The 24,523-nt window shown below is 72.3% G+C and carries 24 protein-coding genes; 9 read left to right on the forward strand and 15 right to left on the reverse strand.

Annotated elements, in window-relative coordinates:
• Positions 1 to 114 precede the first annotated feature (114 nt).
• Positions 115 to 1,443: a nucleobase:cation symporter-2 family protein gene (locus ACFWPQ_RS26240; RefSeq protein WP_384039860.1), complete on the forward strand. Its 1,329-nt coding sequence runs from the start codon at positions 115 to 117 to the stop codon at positions 1,441 to 1,443.
• Here the strand turns inward: ACFWPQ_RS26240 and ACFWPQ_RS26245 are convergent.
• Together ACFWPQ_RS26245 and ACFWPQ_RS26250 are read right to left on the reverse strand one after the other, a co-directional pair.
• Positions 1,428 to 2,237, reverse strand: a complete 810-nt coding sequence (locus ACFWPQ_RS26245; RefSeq protein ID WP_384039435.1) for a chitosanase — start codon at positions 2,235 to 2,237, stop codon at positions 1,428 to 1,430. The genes ACFWPQ_RS26240 and ACFWPQ_RS26245 overlap by 16 nt on opposite strands.
• Positions 2,238 to 2,430: 193 nt before the next feature.
• Complete coding sequence (locus ACFWPQ_RS26250) at positions 2,431 to 3,522, reverse strand: Lrp/AsnC family transcriptional regulator (RefSeq protein ID WP_384039438.1); 1,092 nt, start codon at positions 3,520 to 3,522, stop codon at positions 2,431 to 2,433.
• A gap of 163 nt (positions 3,523 to 3,685) precedes the next feature.
• Here ACFWPQ_RS26250 and ACFWPQ_RS26255 point away from each other — a divergent pair, with 163 nt between their 5' ends.
• Both ACFWPQ_RS26255 and ACFWPQ_RS26260 read left to right on the forward strand, forming a co-directional pair.
• Entirely contained in the window at positions 3,686 to 4,948 is a 1,263-nt protein-coding gene (locus ACFWPQ_RS26255; RefSeq protein ID WP_384039441.1) for an amidohydrolase family protein, read from the forward strand.
• A complete protein-coding gene (locus tag ACFWPQ_RS26260) occupies positions 4,948 to 6,519 on the forward strand; it encodes an AbgT family transporter (RefSeq protein WP_384039444.1) in 1,572 nt (523 codons plus the stop codon). The genes ACFWPQ_RS26255 and ACFWPQ_RS26260 overlap by 1 nt, the downstream gene beginning before the upstream one ends.
• Positions 6,520 to 6,524: 5 nt before the next feature.
• Here ACFWPQ_RS26260 and ACFWPQ_RS26265 read toward each other — a convergent pair whose 3' ends face one another.
• The 4 genes from ACFWPQ_RS26265 to ACFWPQ_RS26280 are packed head-to-tail and all read right to left on the reverse strand — an operon-like array spanning position 6,525 to position 9,712.
• Positions 6,525 to 7,307, reverse strand: a complete 783-nt coding sequence (locus ACFWPQ_RS26265) for an alpha/beta fold hydrolase (RefSeq protein ID WP_384039447.1) — start codon at positions 7,305 to 7,307, stop codon at positions 6,525 to 6,527.
• A 35-nt stretch (positions 7,308 to 7,342) separates the two neighbouring features.
• Entirely contained in the window at positions 7,343 to 8,347 is a 1,005-nt protein-coding gene (locus ACFWPQ_RS26270; protein WP_384039449.1) for an LLM class flavin-dependent oxidoreductase, read from the reverse strand.
• Positions 8,347 to 8,667, reverse strand: a complete 321-nt coding sequence (fdxA, locus tag ACFWPQ_RS26275; protein WP_384039452.1) for a ferredoxin — start codon at positions 8,665 to 8,667, stop codon at positions 8,347 to 8,349. Before fdxA ends, ACFWPQ_RS26270 begins: the two co-directional genes overlap by 1 nt.
• 1 nt (position 8,668) lies before the next feature.
• Positions 8,669 to 9,712, reverse strand: coding sequence for an NAD(P)/FAD-dependent oxidoreductase (locus ACFWPQ_RS26280; protein ID WP_384039455.1), 1,044 nt, complete (start codon positions 9,710 to 9,712; stop codon positions 8,669 to 8,671).
• 220 nt (positions 9,713 to 9,932) lie between these two features.
• Here ACFWPQ_RS26280 and ACFWPQ_RS26285 point away from each other — a divergent pair, with 220 nt between their 5' ends.
• Positions 9,933 to 10,922 carry an ABC transporter substrate-binding protein gene (locus tag ACFWPQ_RS26285; protein ID WP_384039458.1) on the forward strand — a complete coding sequence of 330 codons (990 nt, stop codon included), beginning with the start codon at positions 9,933 to 9,935 and terminating at the stop codon, positions 10,920 to 10,922.
• Here the strand turns inward: ACFWPQ_RS26285 and ACFWPQ_RS26290 are convergent.
• The 7 genes from ACFWPQ_RS26290 to ACFWPQ_RS26320 form a co-directional block, all read right to left on the reverse strand.
• Positions 10,891 to 11,316 carry an acyl dehydratase gene (locus ACFWPQ_RS26290; protein WP_384039462.1) on the reverse strand — a complete coding sequence of 142 codons (426 nt, stop codon included), beginning with the start codon at positions 11,314 to 11,316 and terminating at the stop codon, positions 10,891 to 10,893. The two genes, ACFWPQ_RS26285 and ACFWPQ_RS26290, sit on opposite strands and share 32 nt — an antisense overlap.
• A complete protein-coding gene (locus tag ACFWPQ_RS26295) occupies positions 11,313 to 11,819 on the reverse strand; it encodes a MaoC family dehydratase N-terminal domain-containing protein (protein WP_384039465.1) in 507 nt (168 codons plus the stop codon). The genes ACFWPQ_RS26290 and ACFWPQ_RS26295 overlap by 4 nt, the downstream gene beginning before the upstream one ends.
• On the reverse strand, positions 11,816 to 12,649 hold the full coding sequence (locus ACFWPQ_RS26300; RefSeq protein ID WP_384039468.1) for an IclR family transcriptional regulator: 834 nt from the start codon (positions 12,647 to 12,649) through the stop codon (positions 11,816 to 11,818). Before ACFWPQ_RS26300 ends, ACFWPQ_RS26295 begins: the two co-directional genes overlap by 4 nt.
• 132 nt (positions 12,650 to 12,781) lie before the next feature.
• Positions 12,782 to 13,642 carry an alpha/beta fold hydrolase gene (locus tag ACFWPQ_RS26305; RefSeq protein ID WP_384039471.1) on the reverse strand — a complete coding sequence of 287 codons (861 nt, stop codon included), beginning with the start codon at positions 13,640 to 13,642 and terminating at the stop codon, positions 12,782 to 12,784.
• Positions 13,639 to 14,610, reverse strand: a complete 972-nt coding sequence (locus ACFWPQ_RS26310; protein WP_384039474.1) for a catechol 1,2-dioxygenase — start codon at positions 14,608 to 14,610, stop codon at positions 13,639 to 13,641. The genes ACFWPQ_RS26305 and ACFWPQ_RS26310 overlap by 4 nt, the downstream gene beginning before the upstream one ends.
• On the reverse strand, positions 14,607 to 15,920 hold the full coding sequence (locus ACFWPQ_RS26315; protein ID WP_384039863.1) for a M20 family metallopeptidase: 1,314 nt from the start codon (positions 15,918 to 15,920) through the stop codon (positions 14,607 to 14,609). The genes ACFWPQ_RS26310 and ACFWPQ_RS26315 overlap by 4 nt, the downstream gene beginning before the upstream one ends.
• 124 nt (positions 15,921 to 16,044) lie before the next feature.
• Positions 16,045 to 17,256: a Rieske 2Fe-2S domain-containing protein gene (locus ACFWPQ_RS26320; protein ID WP_384039477.1), complete on the reverse strand. Its 1,212-nt coding sequence runs from the start codon at positions 17,254 to 17,256 to the stop codon at positions 16,045 to 16,047.
• A gap of 303 nt (positions 17,257 to 17,559) precedes the next feature.
• Here ACFWPQ_RS26320 and ACFWPQ_RS26325 point away from each other — a divergent pair, with 303 nt between their 5' ends.
• From ACFWPQ_RS26325 to ACFWPQ_RS26335, 3 genes are read left to right on the forward strand one after another with little or no spacing between them, the layout of a single operon-like run.
• Positions 17,560 to 18,504: an ATP-binding cassette domain-containing protein gene (locus tag ACFWPQ_RS26325; RefSeq protein ID WP_384039480.1), complete on the forward strand. Its 945-nt coding sequence runs from the start codon at positions 17,560 to 17,562 to the stop codon at positions 18,502 to 18,504.
• The gene (locus ACFWPQ_RS26330) at positions 18,501 to 19,319 is read left to right on the forward strand and encodes an ABC transporter permease (protein WP_384039484.1); all 819 of its coding nucleotides are present in this window, start codon (positions 18,501 to 18,503) and stop codon (positions 19,317 to 19,319) included. The genes ACFWPQ_RS26325 and ACFWPQ_RS26330 overlap by 4 nt, the downstream gene beginning before the upstream one ends.
• Positions 19,316 to 20,278, forward strand: a complete 963-nt coding sequence (locus tag ACFWPQ_RS26335) for a zinc-binding alcohol dehydrogenase family protein (protein WP_384039487.1) — start codon at positions 19,316 to 19,318, stop codon at positions 20,276 to 20,278. The genes ACFWPQ_RS26330 and ACFWPQ_RS26335 overlap by 4 nt, the downstream gene beginning before the upstream one ends.
• 32 nt (positions 20,279 to 20,310) lie before the next feature.
• Here ACFWPQ_RS26335 and ACFWPQ_RS26340 read toward each other — a convergent pair whose 3' ends face one another.
• Entirely contained in the window at positions 20,311 to 20,694 is a 384-nt protein-coding gene (locus ACFWPQ_RS26340; protein ID WP_384039490.1) for an acyl dehydratase, read from the reverse strand.
• 20 nt (positions 20,695 to 20,714) lie between these two features.
• Positions 20,715 to 21,194, reverse strand: a complete 480-nt coding sequence (locus ACFWPQ_RS26345) for a MaoC family dehydratase N-terminal domain-containing protein (RefSeq protein WP_384039493.1) — start codon at positions 21,192 to 21,194, stop codon at positions 20,715 to 20,717.
• 103 nt (positions 21,195 to 21,297) lie between these two features.
• Here ACFWPQ_RS26345 and ACFWPQ_RS26350 point away from each other — a divergent pair, with 103 nt between their 5' ends.
• Positions 21,298 to 22,164, forward strand: a complete 867-nt coding sequence (locus ACFWPQ_RS26350; protein ID WP_384039496.1) for an alpha/beta fold hydrolase — start codon at positions 21,298 to 21,300, stop codon at positions 22,162 to 22,164.
• A 27-nt stretch (positions 22,165 to 22,191) separates the two neighbouring features.
• Complete coding sequence (locus ACFWPQ_RS26355) at positions 22,192 to 24,510, forward strand: CoA transferase (protein WP_384039499.1); 2,319 nt, start codon at positions 22,192 to 22,194, stop codon at positions 24,508 to 24,510.
• Positions 24,511 to 24,523: the final 13 nt, after the last annotated feature.

The raw sequence follows: 24,523 nt of genomic DNA on the forward strand, positions 1-24,523 counted from the left end.
CACGCACCACCTCCCTGAAACCCACGTCAGAGCCGACGTGTCAACCGACCGGAGGAACCGCCCGTGTCCGCGCATCCCGTGCACCCCGTCGACGAGAAACTCCCCGCCCTGAAAATGGCCACCACAGGCCTTCAGCACGTGGCCGCCATGTACGCCGGAGTCGTCGCCCCGCCCCTGATCGTCGGCGCGGCCATCGGCCTCACCGGCACCGAACTGACCTTCCTCACCGGCGCGTGCCTCTTCACCGCGGGCCTCGCCACCTTCCTCCAGACCCTCGGCATCTGGAAGATCGGCGCCCGGCTGCCCTTCGTCAACGGCGTCACCTTCGCCGGGGTCGCCCCGATGACCGCGATCGCCGCCGCCACCCACGACAAGTCCGACGCCCTGCCGGTCATCTTCGGCGCGGTGATCGTCGCCGGCCTCCTCGGCTTCCTCGCCGCCCCCTTCTTCAGCAAGGCGGTCCGCTTCTTCCCGCCGGTCGTCACCGGCACGGTCATCACCCTCATCGGCGTCTCGCTGCTCCCGGTCGCCTTCGGCTGGGCGCAGGGCCCCGACTCGACGGCCGACGACTACGGTTCGGCGAAGTACCTCGGGCTGGCGGCCGCGACGCTCGTCATCGTTCTCCTCCTGCGCCGGTTCACCCGCGGCTTCGTCAAGCAGATCGCCGTACTCGCCGGCCTGGTCGCGGGCACGGCCGTCGCGATCCCGTTCGGCGTCACGGACTTCGGGCCGGTCGCGGACGCGGACGTCGTCGGCTTCCCGACGCCCTTCCACTTCGGCGCCCCGCAGTTCCAGGTCGCCGCGATCGTGTCGATGTGCGTGGTGATGGTGGTCTCGATGACCGAGTCCACCGCGGACATGCTGGCGCTGGGCGAGATCGTCGAACGGCCCGCCGACGAGCGGACGATCGCGGCGGGCCTGCGCGCCGACACCCTCGGCTCGGCGATCAGCCCGTTCTTCAACGGGTTCATGTGCAGCGCCTTCGCGCAGAACATCGGCCTGGTCGCGATGACCCGGATCCGCAGCCGGTTCGTGGTCGCGGCCGGCGGCGGCTTCCTGGTGCTGATGGGGCTGTGCCCGATGGCCGCCTCGCTGATCGCCGTCGTACCCCGCCCGGTGCTGGGCGGCGCCGGGGTGGTCCTGTTCGGCTCGGTGGCGGCCAGCGGCATCCGGACCCTGGTCGGGGCGGGCCTCGACAAGGACGAGAACATCCTGGTCGTCGCCGTCTCCCTCGCCGTCGGCATCGTCCCGATCACCGCGCCGGACTTCTACCACGCCTTCCCGCAGACGGCCCGGATCGTCCTCGACTCGGGAATCTCGACGGGCTGCGTGGCGGCCGTGCTGCTGAACCTGGTCTTCAACCACCTCGGCCGGCGGCGGGCGGCAGGCAGGGGTACGACGGAGGCCGCCGTACTCCTCGCCGCGCCTCAGTCGATCTCGTAACTGTCCCCGTACACCTTCCACTTGAGCGGGGTGTGCAGGTCGAGGTTGCCCGCCTCGAGGAAGACCCGCTGGGCGGTCTCTACCCGGCTGACGTCCCGGTGGGCGGCCTCCTGCCGCATCGCCCACACGCGGGCGCCGAGGAAGGCGCCGAGGTACCTCCGCTGCCCGCCGCCGTCCGCCGGGGTCGCCGCGTGCCTGCGGGCCCGGGCACGGATGCCGCCGAAGGCGAGGGTGCTGGTGCCGGGGCCGTGCATGACCATCGCGTCGTAGTAGACGAACTGCCCGAGCGTGCCGAGACCGTCCTTCTTGGCGCGCGCGACGGCGGGGTCGAAGTAGACGCGGTCCCGTTCGTGGCGCTGCGCCCTGCGGAAGGCCGCCGTCCTCGCCGCCTTCTGCCACGCGGCGGGGAAGCCCGGCGCCAGGCCCTGGTGGCTCGCGGTGCCGTTCACCGCCCGCAGCGCGGGAAGATACTTCGCCAGCGGGTTGTCCGCGTCCCACTCCGTGTACAGCTCGACCAGCGCCAGCATGTCGCCCGTACCGGAGCAGAAGCCGATGATCCCGCCGGTGTAGCCGCGCCCGTCCCCGATGTCCTCGATGTACTTGTACTGCGCCTGCCAGTCGAGGGACGAGTTCTCGGCGCTGCTCACCAGCCGCATCGCGATGTCCTTCTTGACCGGGTCGGCGAGCCCGGTCGCGTCCGCCGCCTCGGCCGAGGGCCAGCGCGAGGTCAGCAGCGCGGCGCCCGCGGCGGCGAGCAGGGTGCGGCGGGCGGCTCTGAGGTGCGGGATCGGCACAGGTACTCCCAAGCAGGGGGCTGTCAAACGATGTTGAGACTGACCCGGCAACTTGGGAAAGCGATGGGGTGACGGTAGGAAGTCACTGTGAGCCGACGGCATCAGGTACCGGTTCCCGACCGTCCGGACCCGGCCACGCCACGCTTCGCCACCGCCCGCAGCGGCACGCCCGCCTTCGTCGCGTACAGCGTCTTCATGTCCCGCCGGCCGCCGCACCCGAATCGAGCGCGTGCCGTGCGCCGGCGACCTGGGGGTTGCGCAGCGGGACCACCCCCACGCAGCGGCCGTCGTGGTCGAGCAGCCGGCCCATGTGCTTGACCGTGCGCAGCACCACCGAGCGGTCGGCGACGGTCAGCCGGGGCAGCTTGCGGGAGAGATGGGCCTCGAACGCGTGCACGTCGCGCAGATCGCGCAGCCAGACGTCGATCATCAGGTTGTACGGCCCGGCCGAGATCGAGCACGAGCGGACCTCGCGCACCCCGGCCAACACCCTGCTGGTCTCCTCGACGTACTGGCCCGGCACCGAGGCGAAGTAGACCGCGGACAGCGGCCAGCCCGACAGCGGCCGTGCCAGGTCGCAGCGCAGGCAGAGCCGGGAGGCGAGCAGCGACTGCACCCGGCGGCGCAGGGTGGTGAGACTGGTCCCGGTGGCCGCCGCCAGGTCGCGCAACGACATCCGGCCGTCCACGCTGAGGAGTTCGAGCAGGCGGGTGTCCAGCTCGTCCCAGCGCGACTCGGCCGGGGTCGCCGGCAGGCCGGACGGCGGGAGCGCCGCTTCGAGGCGGGCCGCCTGGGCCTCGTCCAGGCTGCGCAGCCGCCACCGGCTGCCCTCCGTCGAGACGCCGGTCGAGACGTGCGTACGGGTCGCCCGCACCCCCGGAGTGCGCTGGAAGAGCGAGGTGGTGAGCCGGGCCAGCTCGTCCAGGCTGCGGGTCTGCACCGCGGCCACCAGGTCCCGGCCGCCCGCCGTGAGCTTGATGTTGGGCACCGCCGGGTCCCGCGCGATGGCCTGCGCCACGTCCTCGGCGGCACCCGGCTCGGCGTCCACCTCGACGGTCGCGGTGACCACGATCCGCGGGTCGTACAGCCGTGGGTAGGCGGTCACCCAGGCCAGGCCCGCCTCCTGGAGCCGCTGCCAGCGCCGGGCCGCGGTGACCGGGTTGACCCCGAGCACCTCGCCGACGAGCGTCCACGGCGCCCGGGGACGGATCTGCAGGGCGTGCACGACGCACCGGTCCAGCTCGTCGAGTTCCGGCTCCGGGGCGGCACGATCCTGCACGCCCATGAGCGGCGCATCTCTGCGCGCGGTGTGGGAATCCGACGCGAAGTCTGCATCGTCACACCAGGTCTTCCTCAGCATTCCACACTCCCTTCTCCTGCCCCCGACCGTTCCCGACCGCCCCGAGTGTTCTCGACTGTCCCCGACAGATGAGGAGTGACCGCACCCCATGACGGACCCCATCGCCCCCCAGACCGCCCTGCGGATCCATGGCGCCCGCCTCATCGACGGCACCGGCGCCGCCCCGGTGGACGACGCCGTAGTCACCATCGATGCCCAGGGCTCCATCGCCTACGCCGGTCTCGCCGCGACCGCCCCGCCCGCCGCAGGTGAGCGGAGCGTCGACGCCGGTGGCCGCACCGTACTGCCCGGCTTCTTCGACTGCCACGTCCACCTCGCCTACGCCCACGGGTCGGCGCCCGGCCGCCGCGCCGAACTCGACCCGGTCCTGGTCACCCTGGACACCGTCACCCGGCTGCGCCGGACCCTCGACGCCGGCATCACCACCGCCCGCGACCTCGGCGGCCTGTCGGCGGGCTTCCGGACGGCCGTGGAGAGCGGCCGCGTCGTCGGACCCCGGCTGCACACCGCCGTACGCATCATCAGCCACACCGGCGGCCACGCCGACGTCCGGCTGCCCGACGGGACCGATCTGAGCGCCGGGATGTCCGAGATCGCCGACGACACGGCGGCGGCCCGGCTCGCGGTGCGCCGGGTGCTGCGCGACGGCGCCGACCTGGTGAAGGTCTGCGCCACCGGCGGCATGGGCAGCCCCTACGACGATCCCGACGACGAGGGCCTCCTCGAGGAGGAGATCCGGGCCGTCGTGGACGAGGCCCGGCGGCACGGCGGCAAGCCCGTCGCCGCGCACGCCCAGGGCAACGCCGGCATCCTCAACGCGATCCGCGGCGGCGTCACCAGCATCGAGCACGGCTACGGCCTCGACGAGCGCGCCCTCGACCTGGCCGGCGAGCGCGGGGTGTTCGTCGTGCCGACGCTGTCCACCGTCTACGCCGGCATCAACAAGGACACGATGCCGGACTACCACTACCAGAAGAAGACCCGCTGGTCCGGCGTCACCAAGGAGAACATCGCGCGGGCCATCGAGTACGGTGCCCGGATCGCCCTCGGCACGGACGCGGCCGTCGGCCCGCACGGGGTCAACCTGATGGAGCTCTCCTACCTGGTGGACCTCGGCATGGACCCGATGGCCGCCATCGTCGCCGGCACCCGCACCGCCGCCGAACTCCTCGGCGTCGCCGACCGGCTGGGCACCCTCACCGAGGGCCGCACCGCCGACCTGGTCGTCTGCGACGGGGACCCGCTCCGGGACATCGGCGTCCTCGGCGACCCCGCGAACATCGTCTGCGTCGTCCAGGACGGCGTCGTACGCAAGGATCTCCTGCCAACAACGCCGGAAGGGCGGCTCTGATGTCCTCACTCACCGACCTCCCCGCCCCGAGCGAGTCCCCGGACAGACGGCGCCCCAGCGGCGTCGACCGGGTGCTCGCGCTGATCGAACGCGTCGGCAACGCGCTCCCCAACCCGATCCTGCTGTTCACCGTCCTCTTCCTGCTGCTCGCCGTGGTCTCCACGGCACTCGCGCTCGGCGACGTGCACGTCACCGTCCCCGGCACCACCGACACCAAGCCGATCACCGGGCTGTTCACCGGCGAGGGCGTGCGCTGGCTGACGGAGAACCTCGTCACCAACTTCGCGACCTTCCCGCCCGTCGCCGCCGTCCTGCTCATGATCATGGCGGTGGGGGTCGCGGAGAAGGCCGGGCTCCTGGAGACGGTCATGCGGGCCACCCTGGCCCGAGCCCCCCGGGCCCTGCTGCCGTACCTGGTCGCGCTGGTCGCCTGCCAGGCGCACATGATCAGCGACGTGGCCGCGATCGTGCTGCCGCCGCTGGCCGCCGTGGTCTTCAAGAGCGCGGGACGCCATCCGGTGGCCGGTCTGATCGGCGGTTTCGCGTGCGTCGGCGCGGGCTATGCGGCCGGGTTCACGATCGGCTCGCTGGACGCCCTCTACATCGGCATCACCCAGCAGGCGGCCGCGGTCCTGCCGGCCGCCAAGGGCCTCGACCTGAACCTTCTCATCAACTACTTCTTCACCGCCTCCAGCAGCCTGGTCCTCGGCCTGCTCGGCGGGTTCCTCATCAGCCGTGTCCTGGAGCCCCGCCTGGGCGTCTACGAGCCCTCCGCCGACGAGCCGGAGGAGGAGCAGGACCTGGCCCTCACCCCCGTCCAGCGCCGGGGCCTGCTGTACACCGCGCTCGTCGTCCTCGCCTACGCGGCCGCGGTGCTGTCGCTGTGGCTGCCCGAGGGCGCCCCGCTGCGCGGCGACGGCGGGGCGCTGGTGCCCTCCCCGCTGCTCACCGGCATCGTGCCGGTGCTGTTCGGGGCGTTCCTGCTGGCCGGCCTGACCTACGGCTTCACGGTCAAGGCGCTCAGCGGCTCGGAGGGCGTGGTCACCGCGATGACCGGCTCCGTGCAGAACATGGCCGGCTACATCGTCCTGATGTTCGTGGCCTCCCAGGTCATCGCCCTGTTCAACTGGTCCAACGTGGGCATCCTGCTGGCGGTGAAGGCGGCCGCCGGGCTGGACGCGATCGGCCTGACGGGCTTCTGGGCGCTGGTCGCGTTCGTGCTCCTCGCCGCCTGCCTGAACCTGTTCATCGTCTCCGGGTCGGCGCTGTGGTCGCTGGTGGGGCCGGTGTTCGTGCCGGCGTTCATGCTGCTCGGCATGAGCCCGGCCCTCAGCCAGGCGGCGTTCCGCATCGGTGACTCGGCCACCGGCATCATCACGCCGATGAACCCGTACGTCTTCCTGCTCCTCGCGATGCTCCGCCGCTACGAACCCGACGCCCGGCTCGGCACCCTCATCTCCCGGCTGGCGATCTTCACCGTGCCGTTCCTGGTGGTGTGGCTGGCGATCCTGGGCGTCTTCTACGGCTTCGACCTGCCGCTCGGTCCGGGTGCGCACATCGGCCTCAGGTGACCGGATTACCCGGCCGCCGCCCAGTCCCGTACGACCTGCGCGAACTCCCCGGGCAACTGCTCGGGGAGTGGCACATGTCCGCCGGACAGCACTCGGGTCCCGCACTTGAGGGCCGCCGCGAACTTGTCCAGGGAGGGCAGCGAGTAGTGGTCGCCGGGGGCGCAGACGGCGAGGGTGCGGGCGGTGACGAGCGGCAGCCGGCGGTCCATCTCGTAGGTGCGGACGGCGACGTGGCCGTCCTCGACGCGGTCCAGGACGGTCAGCGCGTCGACCATGAACCGGGTGAGCGCGGCCTCCTGGCCGACCTCGTAGAAGCCGCGCCGGTGGTTCCACAGGTCGAGGAGGTGGGAGCCGTCGGGTACCGGGTCCACATGGTCGACGGGCTTGCGCTCGGCGGCCGTCCGGCGTTTCTCGTCGTCGATGAACGGGGTGGCGGACAGCAGGAGGCTGGCCACGCGGTCCTGGAGGCGGGCGGCCAGCTCCACCGCGATCACCCCGCCGGTGTGGTGGCCGACGAGGTGGAAGCGGTCCAGGCCGAGTTCGTCGGCCAGGTCCTCGGCCGCGTCGGCGAACCGCTCGATGGAGTGCGGCCCCTCGGGCTTGGCGGAGGCCCCGAAGCCGAGGGTGTCCATCGCGATCGCCCGGTGTCCGGCGCCGACGAGCGGCAGCACCTCCAGGTACTCGGTCCAGGAGCGCGGGGTCTGATGCAGCATCAGGACGGGTTCGCCGGCGCCGCACTCGGCGTAGTGCAACTGGCCGAACCTGCTGGGCACATAGCCTTTTCGCACGGTCTTCTCCCTTACTGAAGCTGTCACTTGAGCTCTCACTTGATTCGGGGCAGTACAGCGCTGCCCACCGCCTCGATCAGGTCGGTGGGCGGGTCGTAGGAGCCGACGTGCTGGAGGAACACACCGTCGACCCCGCCCGCCTCCAGGGCACGGAGCCGGGTGGCGATCTCGTCGGCCGTGCCGGACAGGCAGAACTCCTCGGCGAACCGCAGGGCGTTGTCGTCGCTGATCCAGGCCGAGCAGATGTCGACGGCCGCCTTCCAGTCCTCCGCGTGGACCAGGTCGGGGTACACGCCCTCGACCTTCTCCGGCACGTGGACGTCGATGCCCGCAAGGGCCAGGAAGGGTGCCCCGCCGTTCTGGGCGATCGAGGCGCAGATCGGCTTGAGCTGCCTGGCCGCGGCCTCGACGTCGTCGGTGACGGCACAGAACGCGGAGACGGTGAGCGGCGGCCGGGCCGCGCGGGCGGCGGCTCCCTCCCCCACCCGGGCGGCCGCCCGGGCGAGGGTCCGCGGGGAGACCCCGCTGAGCAGGATCACCCCGTCGGCGATCTCCCCGGCCAGCCGCAGGTTCTTCGGCCCGCTGGCGGCCAGGTACAGGGGGACACCGGGGCCCGGGTCGCGCAGGCGTGAGCGGACCCCGCCCGGGAACTCCCGCTCCTCGCCGGAGAGGAGGGCGCGCAGCAGGCGGATGCCCTCGCGCATCGCCGCCGACGTGCTCTGCGGCAGTCCGACGGGGCCGACCGAGCTGTTGCCGACGCCGAGGCCGAGCGTGAAGCGGCCGGGCGCCAGTTCGGCGACGCTGCGGGCGGCGGAGGCCACCACCGCCGGGTGGCGGGTCGCCAGGTTGGTGACGGCGGTGCCGAGGCCGATGCGGTCGGTGCCCAGGGCGGCGGCGGTGAGGGTGGTGAACACGTCCCGCCACAGCAGCTGGGAGTCCGGGAACCAGACGTCGTCGAAGCCGAGTTCCTCCGCCCGCCGTACGGTCTCCAGCACGCGGTCGGCGCGGTCGCAGGGCGGGACGCGGACCCCGACCCTCATCAACGGGCCTGTACCAGCGGGGTGTCGATGCCCACCGGGCCGAGCCCGTTCGCACCGCCCGGCGTCCCCAGCGGCGCTTCCCGCCCCGGCAGGGTCTCCTCGAAGAACCGCCGGTTGTCGGCCCGGAACTCGGGGTCGGCGAGCCGGTCCACGGTGATCGCCTGCTCGGGGCAGGCCGTCTCGCAGGCACCGCAGTCGATGCACTCGACGGGGTTGATGTAGAGCTTGCGTTCGCCCTCGTAGATGCAGTCGACGGGGCACTCCTCCATGCAGGAGCGGTCCATGATGTCGACGCAGGCCGGGCCGATGACGTAGGCCATGTCAGTTCTCCTTCTGGGCGGGATGCCCGGGGTTCTCGGTCGAGTGCCCGGGGAACAGCGCGGCCTCGGGGTCGATGACGGTGGCCGCGTTGTTCACGGCGGTGGCGACCTCGCCGAAGCCCACCGCGATCAGGCGCACCTTGCCCGGGTAGTCGGTGATGTCGCCGGCGGCGAAGACCCGGGGCAGGTTGGTGGCCATCCGGGTGTCCACGCTGATCCGGCGCGCGTTCAGGCCGAGGCCCCAGTGCTGCAGCGGGCCCAGGTCGGCGATGAAGCCGAGGGCCGCGACCACGGTGTCGGCCGGAACCTCCAGGGTCGCCTTGGTGACGCGGTGCCGCAGCTCCACCCGCTCGACGCGCGCGGTGCCGTGCAGGGCGCCGACCTCGGTGTCGGTGATGATCTCGATGCCGAGGTCACGGACCTTCTGCACACTCGCGTGGTGGGCACGGAAGCGGGCGGTGCGGTGCACGAGCCGCACGGACCGGGCGATCGGGGCGAGGACCGCGGCCCAGTCGAAGGCGCTGTCACCACCGCCGACGACCACCACGTCCTGCCCGGTGTGCTCGACGGGGTCCGGTACGAAGTACACCTGGCCGCGGCCCAGGAAGTCCTCGCCGGCCGGCAGCGGCCGGGGCGTGAAGGTGCCCACCCCGCCGGTCACGACGACCGCCCCGGCCCGGACCACGGCCCCCCGGTCGCTGCGCACGACCGGGAACAGGTCGGGCCCGTGCGTCAGCTCGACGGCCCGGTGGCCGAGCAGGTAGCGCGGGCCGTACGGCTCCGCCTGCGCCACCAGGTTCGCCACCAGGTCCCGGCCGCGCACCGCCGGGAACCCGGCGATGTCGTGGATGGGCTTCTCCGGGTACATCGCGCTGATCTGGCCGCCCAGCTGCGGCAGGACGTCCATGACGGCGACCCGCAGCCCGCGGAAGCCGGCGTAGTAGGCGCCGTACAGGCCGGCCGGACCGGCGCCGACGATCAGGATGTCCGTCTCGATCGCGCCGGGTGCGTCCGTGCTCGTCGGCACGTCGGTGAGAACGCTCATGACCCGGGAGCGTAGGAGCGGGGCCCGATACCGTCCTACGGGTTCGTTCCGGTGAGCAGGACGCCGGGCCCGCGCCTGTGCGATGGCGCCGCATCGTCCCGGTGAGCGGGACACCGCGCCCGCCCCGGCCGTTCCGGTCAGCAGGACGCTTCGCTCACACCTCCCCGCCCGGCGCTGGGACCGTCCTCCCACCCATGCACCACGACCCCGGGAGGGCGAGATGCACACGGACGCGATCGGTAGGACATCGGGCGGGAGAGGCGCCGTCGGCGCGGCACTGGTCCTGCTCCTGGCCACGGCCTGCTCGGCAGGCACGACGGACTCGGCGGGGGTGTCGGCGGCGGGGCTGCCGACGGTACGGGTCGCCCTCGGCGTGGACGCCTCGTACGCCCCCTTCTATCTCGCGGAGGAACGCGGGCTGTTCAAGAAGGCGGGCGTCGACGTCGAGCTGGTGAAGACCGAGGGCGGACCCGCCGCGTCCCAGGCCGTGACCGCGGGCACCGCGCAGATCGCGGCCAACGCCGACTCCACCGCCCTGCCCCTCATGGTCAACGACCCCGGCCTGCGCGCCCTCGGCGTCTTCCAGTCCTCCGACCGCTACCTCAAGGTCGTCCTCCGCGACGGGATCACCGAGCCCGGGCAGATCAGGACCATGGCGTCGATCGGCGGGCTCGGCCTGTACGCCACCCACCAGTACCTGCTGCACAACGGCATCGACCCGAAGTCCGTGAAGATCCTGCAGAGTTCGGCCCCGGAGATGCCCGGCATGCTGGCGCGCGGCTCGATCGACGGGTACGTGCTGTACGAGCCCTGGGCGGCGAAGGGCGCCGCGTCCGGCGGCCACATCACCGCCCGCATCGGCGACTTCGGGGTGCGCTACGTGCAGTGGCTGCTGGCCGACCAGGACTGGCTCAAGGACAACGAGGACACCGCCGGCAAGGTCTTCAAGGCCGTCGCCCAGGCGGACAAGCTGGTCACCTCCGACCCCGCGGCGGCCGCCGAGGCCACGAACAAGCAGGTGAAACTGCCCGTCGCGGACACCGAGAAGGTACTCCCGGAGATCACCTTCTCCGCCCGCGGCCTCGGCGGCGCCGACGTCACCTCGGCACAGAAGATCGTCGACTTCCTGCTCGCACAGAAGCTGGTCAAGAAGTCCCCCGACCTCGACACCACCCTGCTCAAGGGCTGGTACGACCAGCACGCCAGGTGAGTTCCACGAGCCCTGTGACACAGGGGACGCCGTCGCCCTTCACCACGGCGACGTCCAGCGTCACACGCGTACCCCCGTCACAGGGCTCGGCCGCACGGACCGTCCCCGTCCAGGTCAGCGGCTCCCCGGCCACGGCGGTGGCCCGGTTGCGCCAGCTCACCGACGCCAGCTCCGCCCCCGGCCCGGCCCAGTCCAGGGCGTGCCGGCTGAGGGTCTCGCCGTGCAGGGTGGACTGGACGACGACCCCGGGAAACCCCTCGGAGGCGGCGTACCCGGCGTCGTAGTGGATGCGGTGGGAGTTCCACGACACGGCGCTGAACCGGAACAGCTGCACGGGGGTGTGGGTGTAGGAACGCGGCGGGCAGACCTGCCCGGCCGCGGGCGCGCCGTTCACGGTCCCTCCAGTACGACGATCGTCTCGTCCATCGCCATCAGCTCGGCACCGTCCTGCGCGGTGAAGCGGGTGGTGACGCCGAGCAGCACGAAGTCGCCGGTCCGCCCCTGCCGCCGGTCCGCGGAGGTGACCGCCCGCGCGGCGGTCACCCGGGTGCCGGCGACCGGGGTCCGCCGTAGCCGCACCGTCTGGCCCCCGTGCACCTGGCGGACCGGCAGGCCCGCGGTGCACGGTGACTCCCGGACGGCCAGCCCGTCCGGGCGCAGCTCGTGCTCGGCGGGGCCGTCCTGCCAGCTCATCGTCCCGGCGAGGAACAGCGCGGGGGCCACGACCTCGTCCCCGGCGGCCTCCTGGGTCCGGGCCCGGCGGAGATAGCCGACGTCGTTCAGGGCCGCCGCGTACCGGCAGAAGTCCTTCACGGCGAGCACCCCGCAGTCCTCGCTCTCCCACTCCCCGACGAGCCCCCGGGCCCGCGCCAGGACCTCGTCCAGTACGGCGCTCACCGCAGCGACCTGGCGATGCCCAGGGCGGCCGTGCGCAGCGCCACGGCATGGCCGGGGCCGTCCATCCGGTAGGTGGGCGCGGTGATGGACAGCGCCCCCACCAGCGTGGACTGAGGGCTGAAGACGGGCACCGCCATGCTCGCGTAGCCCAGCCTGATCTCCTCCGCCTCGGTCGCCACGCCGTCGGCCCGGACCCGCTCCAGCTGGGCGCGCAGCCGCCCCGGCGAGGTCACCGTGTGCCGGGTCAGCGGCTTCATCCCGCTCCGGACCACCTCCGCGAACAGGGAGGCGGGGGAGAACGCCAGGATCGCCTTGCCGGTCGCGGTGCAGTACAGCGGCAGCCGGCCCGCGACCCGGGACTCCTCGCTCAGGCCGCGGTGCGGGAAGATCTTCTCCAGGTAGATGACGTCCAGGCTGTCGTGGATGGCGAAGTGGATGGTCTCCTGGGTGGCCAGCAGGAGATCCTCCATGTACGGCTGGGCCACCTCGCGCAGGATCCGCTGCCGGTGCACCCGCTGCCCGATCTCGAAGAGCTTGAGCCCCAGCCGGTAGTCGCAGCCCGAGCGCTCCAGCAGCCCCCAGACGACCAGCTCCTGCGCGAGCCGGTGCACGGTCGCCTTGGCCACCCCGGTCCGGCGCACCAGCTCGGCCAGGGAGAGCGCGTCGTCCTCGGCGGTGAACGCCTCCAGGATCGGCCTGACCTTGCCCAGGACCGAGTTCATGGTGTCCTGGCCGGGAGCCTCGGCCCGTGGGATGACGGAACCGCGCGGGACGGCGGGTGCGGGTTCGGCTGGCGTGGTGTCGGCGCGGCCGACCGTGGTGACGGTCATGGGCGGAACCTCCCGGTCAATCCGTTGCCATGCGGAAGTCAGTCCTGCGTCATGCGGGAAACGGAACCATGTGTCCCGTGATCAGGCCAGAGGCCAGGGGTAAATTCGTCGTACCGTCAGCGGGCCGTATCGTCAGCCGGCCTCGCCGAGGAACCCCAGGCTGAGCGGGTTGTACAGCTCCGCCTTCTCGTGCTGCGGCCAGTGCCCGCACTCGGTGAAGACCTCCAGCCGGGCCCCGGGGATCGCGGCGGCGATGGCCTCGCCCTCCGGGACGTCCCCGAACGGGTTCTTGTTGGCCCACACCACCAGCGTGGGGGCCTTGATCCGGGCCATCCGGTCCGGCCGCAGCAGATTGCGCTCGCGCCGGTCGACCTCCTGGAGGGCCAGCAGGTTGTCGAGATTCTGCTGGAATTCGGGCTGGTGGTAGATCTCGTACCGGACCCGGGTCAGCTCCTCGCCCAGGTCCTCGTCCCACTCGGCCCACAGCAGCCGCAGCCGGTCCCGGGTGAGGGCGATGTCGTCCTCCAGGGCCGCCGCCCTGGTCGCGGTCTTCAGCCGCTCCATCACCTGCGGGTTGATCTTCGTGCCGCCCATGCAGAGCAGCTGCAGGGAGGCGACCCGGTCCGGGTGCTCGCTCGCCGCCCAGGACGCCACCCAGCCGCCCAGCGACTCACCGACCAGGTGCGCCCGCTCGGCGCCCACGGCGTCCAGGTAGGCGATCAGGTGCTCGACGTAGGCGGGGATCTCACCGGGCCGGTCGGGCTTGTCGGTGTAGCCGTGGCCGAGCATGTCGACGGCGTGGACGCGGTACCCGGCGGCGGCGTGCACCGGGATGTTCCTGACGAAGGCCTCCAGGTGGCCGGTGGTGCCGTGCAGGAACACCACGTGCTCGCCGTCCTCGGGCCCGGCCTGCAGGGCGCGGGTGCGGATGCCGCCGGCGTCGACGTAGGCGAGACGGTGGTCGGTGCCGGTCAGTTCGGTCCAGATGCTCATGACTGCCTTTCGGGGGACGCGGGGCGCGCGGGGGACGCGGGGTCGAGGACGGCGACGGCCATGGCGGTGAGCCACTCGGGCAGCTGCTCGTAGGCCAGCCGGTGTCCGGGGACGTGGCCGAGGGCGGCCGCCATCAGCAGCCAGGTGCGGATCTCCTGGGCGCCGTTGCCGGCCCGCTTCTCCAGGTCCTCGGTGGTGAGGCCGGTCAGGCGGCGGGATTCGCCGCGCTCCAGGAGGGTGAGGAACTCCTCGTCGAACTCGGGGGTGAGCGCGGCCTCCGCGGCCCGGATGATCTCGCGGCGGCGGACGTCGTAGTCCTGCCAGTTCTCCCGGCCGTTGAGCCAGGCGTCGACCATGAACTCCTCGTCGTCGCCGTGCGGGGCACGCCAGTCCGGCCAGGGCAGCCGGTGCGAGAGGCCGCCGGAGCCGATGACGGCGACCCGCCGGTCCGCCGGGAAGGAGAGGAGTGTCTCCCTGATGGCCCGGCCCAGTCGCTCGCAGCGCTCCAGGGTCGGCAGCGGCGGCGCGAAGACGTTGACGACGAGCGGGACGAGTTCCACGTCGAGTCCGTCGAGGAGGTACTGGATCGCGTGCGACTGGCCGTGGTCGATCTGCAGCCGGGCGGAGAAGGCGATGTCGAAACCGTGGTCCTCGACGAGGGAGCCGGCGAGGTGCCGGGCCAGCGGGACGTCGACCCGCTGCGGGCCCTTCGGGGTGCCGGACTCGCCGCTCGCCACGCACTCGCCGACGCCGAGCGTGAAACTCGGGATGAGGTCCAGCCAGAAGCCGCGGAAGTGGTTGGAGCCGACCAGCACCACCGTGTCCGGGCGGGCGGCGGCGAGCCGGTCGCGGGCGGCGGCCAGGGCGTCGCGGAAGCGTTCGGCGCGGTCCTTGTGGAAGGTCTGGTCCCAGTGGGTGTTCATCAGCGTGCTGTGCGACGCGCCGACACCCAGGACGATCTCGGTCATGCCGGGTCTCCGGGGATCTCTGTGCGGGGGCGGGTGACGGTGTCGACCGCCGTACGGATCAGGTGGCGGGTCAGCTTCTCCATCGCCCGCACGGAGACGGTGTTCATCCCGCGCGCGAAGTCGATCTCGAAGGGCGCCTCGGCCTGGGGAACCTTCGGCATGCCGACGCGCACCGTCGGGATGCCGCGGGCGCGCAGGATGTTCGCGTCGGTGGCGCCGCTGTTGCCGCGGATCACCTCGTGCTCGCGGCCCTCGAAGGCCTCCCAGGCGGCGGTCGCGGAGCGGCGGATCCAGCTGTCCGGGTCGGTCCGGGTGCCGGGTATGGCGAGCACCATCTCCGCGGTGACGTCTCCGGGCAGTCTGCCGAGGGCCGCCAGGAACTCCCGCTTCGCCTGCATCGGGGAGGTCTCCGGGGCGATCCGCAGGTCCACCATCAGGGTGCAGGAGGCCGGGGTGACCGCGGCCATGCGGGGCCAGCCGCCGCGCACGGAGGCGACGACGCCCTGCGGGGCGACCGTGCCGCCGGTGTGCCGCTCGGCGTACTCGGCGAACCACTCCTCCAGGTGCCGGGCGACCTCCCCGGCGCGGGCGACGGCGTTGTCGTACGGCAGCCGGTGGCGCGAGCCCACGTAGGTGTGGGTGCCGCGGACGGTGACCTCGAACCAGACCAGGCCGACCTCGTCCCAGGAGACCGTCCAGCCGGGCTTGGCGATGACCGCGTAGTCGGTCCACACGCCCTGCTCCAGGAGGAACGAGCAGCCGACTCCCTGCCCGGTGTTGAGCCTGGGGCCGCCGGGCCGGGCGTTGGTGGGCATACCGCCCGCGCCGAACGCCGCGACCAGGTCGCCGGTGAGCGGGACACCGGCGCGGGCGATCGCCTCGGCGGCCATCATCACGCAGGCCGCGTGGCCCTTGGGGTTGGAGGCGCCCAGGCCGGTGACCAGGTCGTCGTACACGGTCGCCCGCGGCCGCATGTCCTCCCGCAGCTCCGGGCCGATCCAAGGGAGGTCCTCGCGCTCGTCGCCCACGGTGAGGGTGTCGATGGGGGCGTAGAGCATGAGGTCGGGGCCGGTGCCGTCGCCCTTGAGGCGGGACCAGGCGTTGGCCTGGCGGTCGTCGAGGGGCTGTGTTGTTGAATCTTTAATGGTATGTGACATGGTGCCGGCGATGTGCCGTGCCAGCGGTCCCTCGTCCCCCGTGGGGCTCGCGATGTCCACCAGCCCCACGACCAGCTCACGCAGCCGATCGGCGGTGACGTGCCGCCAGGCCTCCGTGACCCAGCCGGCGCGTCGCTCGTCGAGGCCGGCCAGGACGTTCACTGGTTTATCCTGTGGACCTGGGTCATGGTGCTGCGCTCGAAGCGTCGCTTGGCCAGCGGCAACCCGATCGCGAGAGCGGCTCCGGCCAGCAGGGTGAACAGGGTGCGGCGCATGCTCACGCCTCCTTCTCTGCGGGTGCTGCGGGTGCTGCGGGTCCGGCCGTGCCCGTCCCGGCCAGCTTCTTGCCGTACTCCTCCTCGCTGAGGTTCCGCCAGGAGGTCAGTGAGACGTCGGGGCGGTAGAGCTTCTCCGGAGGCGCGTCGGTGACGTCGACCATCCAGGCGTCCTGGCCGGAGAACTGGCCGTGGAACAGCCAGCGGATGGCGCCCAAATACTTGGCGTAGAAGCGCAGGGTCGACCAGCCCTCGGTGAAGTTGACCATCACGCCGACGTAGTTGTGGTGATCGGCGTCCACCGGGACGTAGAACTCGTAGTGGATGAAGTTCGGGTAGACGATCCGCAGCACACCCGGCATGGACAGGGACGCGAAGCCGGGGAAGTCCTGGGCCTCGATCGTCGGGTTGATGCTGTCCGCCTTGCCGGTGTTGCCGATGTTGAAGGTCTCCTTCGGCGGCTGCATCTTCCACCAGCGCTTGTTGGACCAGTGGCCCACGCCGGGGAAGTCGGCCTCCCAGTGGACCTCGTCCTGGACCCGGTAGATCCAGCGGCCGCGGGGCACGATCCTGGTGATGTTCCAGGTCGGCATCGGCTTGAACAGCCGCCACAGGGCCGTGCGGTGCAGGTACTTGGCGTGGCCCTCGTCGAAGCCGTTCTCGCAGGCGAACCGCCAGTTGCCGCCGCGCGGCTCGATCCGGCCGCCCATCACGAAGGGGTTGGAGACGAGTTCCTCGGGGAGCTGCTCGTCGATGGGGTGGGGCTCCTCGTCGGCGAGCGGGATGTACACCCACACCATGCCGAGGCGCTCCTCGACCGCGTATGTCCGTACGCCCACCTTGCCGGTCAGCCGGCAGCCGGGCCCGTCGGTGATGACCGCGCTGAGCTTTCCGGTGGGCAGGTCGAACGTCCAGCCGTGGTAGGGGCAGCTGACCGTGCCGGGGAACTGCTGGTCGCCCTCGGAGAGCGGCACCCCGCGGTGCGGGCAGCGGTTGTGCAGGGCGTACGCCGTGCCGCCGTCCCGGATGAGGGTGATCTTCTCGCCGCAGATCGTGTACGGCTGCGGCTTGCCGGTCAGGTGGCTGGACCAGGTGACCGGGTACCAGTAGCCGCGGAAGCCCTGGGCGGCGCCGTCGTAGTGCGGCCAGGAAGACCAGTCCTGCCGGCCGGGCGCGGTCCGGCTTCTGTTCTTCGGGCCTTCACCCGTCGTCATCGTGCGTGACCTCCTGCTGCCGTCGGTGCGTGGAGACGAGCTTCGGCTCACGGCAGGTGGCGGCCTACGAAACCGTTCCGCTGAGCAGACCGCCGGCGCGTCGCGGGCCCGCCGGGGCGGGCGTTCCGCTCAGCGGACCACCGGCCATGCGCGCGCCACCCGGCACGTTCTACGGTGCGCGAATTCCCCGCACCCCCGGTACCGCCCCAGGCAGCTTCCCCGCCACCCCCCCCCGAGGTGCCCATGGAGCCACAGGCCGGCAGCAGAAGCCTCCTCCCGTTCGACACGAAGGGATCGTGAGCGATGACGAAGGCCATCCAGACGGGCCCCGCGCCCGCCCGGACCGAGGGCACGGACAGCCGGGCGGGCGGCCACGGGGCCGCCGTCCGCGTCGACGGCGTCGGGATCCGGTTCGGCTCCTTCCACGCCGTGGACGGCATCACGCTGGACATGGCAGCCGGTGAGTTCCTGTGTCTGCTCGGGCCGAGCGGCTGCGGCAAGTCCACGCTGCTGTCTGCGCTGGCGGGGTTCGTCCGGCCGTCCGAGGGCGGGCTGACCGTCGACGGGCAGCCGGTCACCGGACCCGACCCGGACCTCGGGATGGTGTTCCAGAGCAGCGAGGCGCTCTTCGACTGGCTGACCGTCCGGCAGAACGTGGCCTTCGGGCCCCGGATGCGCGGCCGCTCCCGCGCCGAGCAGCACGAACTGGCCGACGAGTACCTGGGGTTGGTCGGGCTGCGGCACTGCGCCGACCGGTTCCCCGGGCAGCTCTCCGGCGGTATGCGGCAGCGGGTGCAGATCGCGCGGGTGCTGGCGAACCAGCCCCGGGTCGTGCTGATGGACGAGCCGTTCGGCGCGCTCGACGCGCAGACCCGGCAGGTCATGCAGGAGGAGATGGCCCGCCTCTGGCAGGCTTCGGGCTGCACCGTCGTGTTCGTCACCCACGACATCGAGGAAGCGATCCTGCTGGCGGACCGGGTCGCCGTCATGACGGCGGGCCCGGCGGCCTCGGTCAAGTCCGTCTACCCCGTCGACCTGCCGCGGCCCCGGGACGAGGACGACCCGGCCGCCCTCGACCTGCGCCGCAGCCTGCGCCAGGACATCGGCGAAGAGGTCCGCAAGGCCCTGCGCGACCAGGGACTCGACCAGGGACTCGACGAGGGACTCGACGAGGGACTCGACCAGGGACTCGACCAGGGACTCGACGAGGGACTCGACCAGGAACGTGACGTGGAGGAGACGTCGTGACCACAGTGACCACCGTGACCGCCACCGCCCCGCCGAAACCGCGCGCCGAGCGCAGGGCGGTCCTCGGGCTGCGCTCCGCCGGCCTGTACGCCGTCTCCGTTCTCGTCGGCCTCGGCGTCTGGCAGCTCCTGGCCCTGCACTACGGCCCCTCGCTCGTGGCGTCCCCGCACGAGACCCTCACCGCCGCCGGCGACCTCGCGAAGGACGGCACCCTCACCAACTCGATCATCGCCTCCAGCCGCCGCATCCTGATCGGCTGGGGCCTCGGGCTACTGGTGGGCGTACCGGCCGGGCTGCTCGTCGGCCAGAGCAAGGTCGTACGCCGGCTCCTGGAGCCGTACATCGAGTTCTTCCGGTTCATCCCGCCGGTCGCCTTCGTCACGCTGGCCGTGGTCTGGCTGGGCATCGGCGAGTCCTCGAAGGTGGTGCTGATCTTCTACACGGCCGTCTTCATCGTCATCCTCAACACCAGCGCCGGGGTGATGTCGGTCGGCGAGTCCAAGCTGCGCGCGGCGGCGAGCCTCGGCGCGTGCCGGGGGCAGATCCTGCGTGGGGTGGTACTGCCCTCGACGGTGCCGTACATCGTCACCGGGGCGCGGCTGGCCATGGGCAACAGCTTCCTGACCATCGTCTCCGCCGAGATCGTCGCCGCCCAGGTCGGCCTCGGCTCCCTGATCTGGACCTCCCGCAACTACGGACGCATCGACTGGGTGTTCGTCGGGATCATCACCCTGGGCCTCCTCGGGTTCGTCTTCGACCGCGTGCTGCGGATCGTGGCCTCCCGGGTCCTGCGTCGATACGGAGTGAAACTGTGAGCGGCAATGTGAGCGGCACGTCGAGTGCCCTGGTCCTCGAAGAGTTCGGCGTCCTGCCCCGGCTCCGGGAGAGGCCCGTGCCGGAAGCCCAGCCGGGCCACACCCTCGTGCGGATGCTGGCGGCACAGGTCGGCCACCTCGATCTCAACGTCGTGGACGGGAAGTTCGGGATCCTGCCGGACCTGCCCGCCGTGCCCGGCACCAACGGGGCCGGGCACGTGCTCGCCTCGGACAGCCACCCGGTGGGCAGCCTGGTCAGGATCAACGGCAAGGGGCTCGGACTGCGCCGGGACGGCTGCTGGCAAGGCCACGCCCTGGTGCCGGACGCCGCCGCGATCCCGGTGCCGGAGGGCACGGATCCCGCGCTCGCCTGCGGGTTCTTCACCCCGGCCGGTACCGCCTGGGCGGCGGTGCACACGGTGGCGGGCGTGCGGCCCGGCGAGCGGGTGCTGGTCACCGGCGCCGCGGGCGCGGTCGGGTCACTGGCCGTTCAGGTCGCGGCGCGGGCCGGGGCCGAGGTGATCGGCGTGGTCGGGCGGCCCGCCAAGCTCGACCGGGTCCCGGCCGCCGCGAAGGCGGTCCTGGCGGGGGAGTTGACGGCGGATGCGGTGGGCGGGCCGGTGGACGCGGTCGTCGACACCGTGGGCGGGCCGGTGCTGCGGGCCGCCCTGGGCCTGGTCCGGCCGCGCGGCCGGGTCGCCCTGGTCGGGTACACCGCGGGCCGTGAACTCACCGTCGACCTCGCGGAATTCCTGCTCGCCGACGTCTCACTGCTGCCGGTGAACCTGATGACCCGGGGCCGGGAGGTGGCCGCCGACGTCGACCGGATGCTGGGTGAACTGGCGGCCGGCGAGCTGGAGTTGCCGGTCGAACGGCACCGGCCGGAGCGGCTGGCCGAGGCGGTGGAGCGGCTGCGGACGGGGGAGGCGGTGGGGAAGGTGGTGCTGGACTTCTCCTGAGCCGAGAAGCCGATGGCCTCTTGACGAGCGGATCAGTCCGGTACGTGTTCCCGGCGCACGACCACGGCGTGGCCCTGGCAGCAGACGACACCGTCACCCCGGTGTTCGACGAGATCGAGGGTGATCTCACCGCTGGCCGGGTCCACGCCCCGTACGGAGGCGGTCACCGTGAGCCGGTCGCCCGGGTGGGCGGGTGCCCGGTTCTGCCAGGACACCTCACGCACCTGTCCCGTGGGCCCGGCGTGGGCCGCGGCCGCCCGGTGCAGCAGACAGCCGTGCAGCTGCGCCATGACGACCGGCCCGGCCAGGCCCTCCGACCGGGCGAAGTCGGTGTCGTAGTGGATGCGGTGCGTGTTGCGGGTGACCGCGCCGAAGCGCAGCAACATGACCTCGTCGGGCACGAGCTCCGTCGTCACGTCCCCCTCGGCGCACGGTCTCATCGCACGATGAACCTCTCCGTGACCTCGATGAGCGTGACCTCGACGAGGGGGCCGCGTTCGGCGGCGTACGTCTTCTCGACGGTGACCAGGAGCAGATCCGGCCGTTTCCGGTCGACAGCCGTGACCGCACGGCGTACTTCGACGCGGTCGCCGACCCGCACCTCCCCGACCCAGCGCACCGCCTGACCGCCGGCCATGAGCCGGACGTCCAGCCCGTCGGTGCCCGGCACCTCGTCGCGGTACATGCCGTCCGGCCTCAACTCGCCGGGCTCAGAGCCCGGTTCGGGTCGCAGCAGGCTGACGAGGTACATCGGGTGCACCACGAAGGCGGGGTCCGCGGGATCCACCAGTGCGGGCGCGGTGTCCCCGGCGGCCCGTGCGAACTCGGCCGCCGCCTCGGCCCGTACGACCCCCAGCGAGCGAGCCTCCCAGTGGCCCATCGCCGCCTGGGCTCTTTCCTCAGCGACATCCAGCATGCCGGGGACCTTAGGGAGGCCGGCACTCCTGCGGCCACAGACCCGGACCACTCAGCGGACCGCCCCGCTTGGACCCGCCCGGGCCGCCCGGCACGATCCGCTCATGGATCTCATGGACATCCAGGCGCCCCCGCAGGGCGCCTACGCGGAGGCGGACGGCGTCAAGTACCACTACATCGAGCTGGGCACGGGCAGCCCCACGATCTTCCTGCACGGCGGCGGCCCCGGCTGCACCGGCTGGTCGGACTTCGGGCAGGTCGCCCCGCTGTTCGCCGCCGACCGCCGCTGTCTGCTGGTCGACATCCTGCAGTACGGCAGGTCGGCGAAGCCCGTCATCGAGGGCCCCATGTGGGACTACCACGCGGCGAAGACCGTGGCCCTGATGGACGCCCTGGAGATCGACCGGGCCGACTTCGTCTGCAACTCCTGGGGCGGCACCATCGCGCTGAACCTGGCCGCCAAGTACCCCGAGCGCGTCCGGTCGTTGGTGGTCACCGGCAGCATGCCCGTCTTCTACGGCCCGCTCGCCCCGCTCCCGGAGGGCGGCCGCCGCGGCCGCAACGCCCGGGACGTCTACTACGGCGGCGACGGCCCGTCCCTCACCAAGATGCGCGAGCTGATGGCCCGCCTGGAGTGGTACGACCCCGAGGCGATCCCGGAGGGCACGGTACGGCTGCGCCACGAGCAGAGCCTCGACCCCGAGGAGACCGCACTGGCCGGCGCCTCCGACAACCCGCGCGGCGACTGGCAGGACCTGACCGCCGAACTCGGCGCCATCCAGGCCCCCGTGCTGTTCATGTGGGGCATGCAGGACGCCTTCCTCACCCCCGACTACCCGCTGATGCTCGCCCGCATGATCCCCAAGGGGAACCTGCACGTGATGCACGAGGCCTCCCACCACCTCCAGGAGGAGCGACCGTACGACTTCCACAGCGTGGTCGACGGATTCCTGAACCAGCGGCACGGCTGACCGACGGGCAGGAGGAGAGGAGGACAGGTGAGCGCAGCAGCAACCCCGCGGGTCGTCGAACTGACCAGCCCCTTCACCCGCTTCGCCGGCCGGCTGCTGGTCGGTGTCGGCTACGAGGTCGTCCTGGCCGAACCTTCCGAGGGCCACCCCGACCGGCGGGAGGACCCGGTCGGCTTCGCCCACTGGCACGCCGGGAAGCGTTCGGTGACCGTCTCGGGGCCGGACGAGCTGCGCCGCCTGCTCGCGGGCGCCGACATCCTCCTCGACGGCACACCGGACGGCACACCGGACGGCACACCGGACGGCACCTCCGACGGCGCCGACACCACCGGCCTCGACCATCTGGTCCACGTCCGGGTGACCCCTTTCGGGCTGGTCGGCCCGCGCAGCGGCTGGCAGGGCACCGATCTCGTCGTGGCCGCCCTCGGCGGGATGCTCGCCCAGGTCGGCGACCCCGACGGCCCGCCCCTGCACCTGCCGGAGAACCAGGCGGAACACCTCGCGGGCGTCAACGCGGCGATCGCCGCCCTGCTGGGCCTGCGGGCGCGCCGGCGCGGCCCCGGACAGCTCGCCGACGTCTCCGCGCAGGCCTGCGTCGCCGCCGCCCTGGAGGCCGGCACCCTCGCCTACCTGCACGAGGACCGGGTGCCGTCCCGCCCCGGGCGGGTGCACCCGCTGGTCCCGCACGGGCTGTTCCGGGCCGCCGACGGCCACCTGGGCGGGGGACTCGGCGGCAGCCCGCGGATGTGGGACGCGCTGCTCGACTGGCTGTGCGAGCAGGGCGCGCAGGCGGACCTCACCGAGTCCCGGTGGCAGGACCCGGTCGAGCGGAAGAAGCACCAGGAGCACGTCTTCAAGGTCGTCCAGGACTTCGCGGGCACCTGGCCGAAGGCGCGGTTCGCGGAGCGCGCCCAGGACCGCAAGCTGCCCTGGGCCGCCGTCGACGTACCGGCCGAACTGCCGGACAACCCCCAACTCGTCGCGCGCGGCTTCTTCACCGAGGTCGACGGCCGCACCGACCTCGGATTCCCGTTCGCGTTCCCCGAGGGGCACCGGATCACCTCTCTCACCGTCCCGGCGGCGGGCGCCGACCAGAACCTGCTCGCCGAGCGGCGCCCGGTGTCCGTGCGGGAGGGCGACTCCGCCCGTCCCGCCCTCGACGGCGTCCGCGTCCTCGACCTGACCTGGGTCCTCGCGGGCCCCTACTGCACCAAGGTCCTCGCCGACCACGGCGCCGACGTCGTCAAGGTGGAGTCGGCCGGCCGCCCGGACCCCACCCGGTTCGCGCCCTTCATGCACCTCTCCCGCGGCCCCCACACCGACCCGGACACCAACGGCTACTTCAACGAGGTCAACCGCAACAAGCGCAGCCTCGCCCTCGACACCCGCACTGACGACGGCGTCGCCGTGCTGCGTGACCTCGTCGCGTCCTCGGACGTCCTCGTCGAGAACTTCAGCGCCACGGTCATGACCAGGCTCGGCCTCGGCTGGGACATCCTCCGCGAGATCAACCCCCGGCTCGTCTACGTCAGCATGTCCGGCATGGGGCACACCGGTCCGCGGGCGGGCTGGGTGTCGTACGCCGACACCGTCTCGGCGAGTTCGGGGCTCACCGGCCTGACCGGGTGGGGGCCCGGTGACGTGGTCGGGGTCATCTACGGGCACGGCGACATCGTGGCCGGACTCCAGGCGGCCTTGGCCACCCTCGCCGCTCTGGAGCACCGGGACCGGACCGGCCGCGGGCAGCACATCGACCTCTCCCAACTGGAGGCGATCGCGGCCCACATGGGCACCAGCCTGCTCACCTCCGCGCGGTCCCCGATCGGCAACACGCATCCGGTGTGGAGTCCGCAGGGCGTGTACCGGTGTCTGGGCGCGGACAACTGGCTCGCCGCCAGCGTCCGTTCGGACGAGGAGTGGGCGGCGCTGTGCCGAGTGATCGGACGCCCCGACCTGGTCTCCGAGGGGGCGACGGCCGCCGGCCGCAGGCGGCACAGCGCCCTCGTGGACGAGGCGATCGGCACGTGGACGCGTACGCTCCCCGCGGACCTGGCCGCCGAGTTGCTGCAACAGCAGGGGGTGCCCGCAGGGGCCGTGCAGGACGGGCGGCAACTGGTCGAACACGACCCGCAGTTGAGGGCGCGCGGCTTCTACGCCCGCATGGCGCATCCGGCCGCCGGCGCCTTCCTCCACGAAGGCCCGCCGATCCGGCTCACCCGCACCCCCGGCTCGGTCCGCACCCCCGCGCCGCTGCTCGGCGCCGACACCGAGGAGGTGCTGCGCGAGGTGGCGGGATACTCCCCGGAACGGATCCAATACCTTTATGACGCGGGGGTGTTGCGGTGAACGACACCGGGAT

It is taken from the genome of Streptomyces sp. NPDC058464, assembly GCF_042721035.1.
In the GTDB taxonomy this organism is placed as follows: Bacteria; Actinomycetota; Actinomycetes; order Streptomycetales; family Streptomycetaceae; genus Streptomyces.

Coding starts and splice junctions, on each gene's coding strand:
- ACFWPQ_RS26320 (WP_384039477.1), bottom strand. CDS start 17,256: ATGACGACGGGTGAAGGCCCGAAGAACAGAAGCCGGACCGCGCCCGGC.
- ACFWPQ_RS26270 (WP_384039449.1), bottom strand. CDS start 8,347: ATGAGGGTCGGGGTCCGCGTCCCGCCCTGCGACCGCGCCGACCGCGTG.
- ACFWPQ_RS26350 (WP_384039496.1), top strand. CDS start 21,298: ATGGATCTCATGGACATCCAGGCGCCCCCGCAGGGCGCCTACGCGGAG.
- ACFWPQ_RS26310 (WP_384039474.1), bottom strand. CDS start 14,610: ATGACCGAGATCGTCCTGGGTGTCGGCGCGTCGCACAGCACGCTGATG.
- ACFWPQ_RS26305 (WP_384039471.1), bottom strand. CDS start 13,642: ATGAGCATCTGGACCGAACTGACCGGCACCGACCACCGTCTCGCCTAC.
- fdxA (WP_384039452.1), bottom strand. CDS start 8,667: ATGGCCTACGTCATCGGCCCGGCCTGCGTCGACATCATGGACCGCTCC.
- ACFWPQ_RS26285 (WP_384039458.1), top strand. CDS start 9,933: ATGCACACGGACGCGATCGGTAGGACATCGGGCGGGAGAGGCGCCGTC.
- ACFWPQ_RS26260 (WP_384039444.1), top strand. CDS start 4,948: ATGTCCTCACTCACCGACCTCCCCGCCCCGAGCGAGTCCCCGGACAGA.
- ACFWPQ_RS26345 (WP_384039493.1), bottom strand. CDS start 21,194: ATGCTGGATGTCGCTGAGGAAAGAGCCCAGGCGGCGATGGGCCACTGG.
- ACFWPQ_RS26300 (WP_384039468.1), bottom strand. CDS start 12,649: ATGACCGTCACCACGGTCGGCCGCGCCGACACCACGCCAGCCGAACCC.
- ACFWPQ_RS26250 (WP_384039438.1), bottom strand. CDS start 3,522: ATGGGCGTGCAGGATCGTGCCGCCCCGGAGCCGGAACTCGACGAGCTG.
- ACFWPQ_RS26255 (WP_384039441.1), top strand. CDS start 3,686: ATGACGGACCCCATCGCCCCCCAGACCGCCCTGCGGATCCATGGCGCC.
- ACFWPQ_RS26240 (WP_384039860.1), top strand. CDS start 115: ATGGCCACCACAGGCCTTCAGCACGTGGCCGCCATGTACGCCGGAGTC.
- ACFWPQ_RS26280 (WP_384039455.1), bottom strand. CDS start 9,712: ATGAGCGTTCTCACCGACGTGCCGACGAGCACGGACGCACCCGGCGCG.
- ACFWPQ_RS26325 (WP_384039480.1), top strand. CDS start 17,560: ATGACGAAGGCCATCCAGACGGGCCCCGCGCCCGCCCGGACCGAGGGC.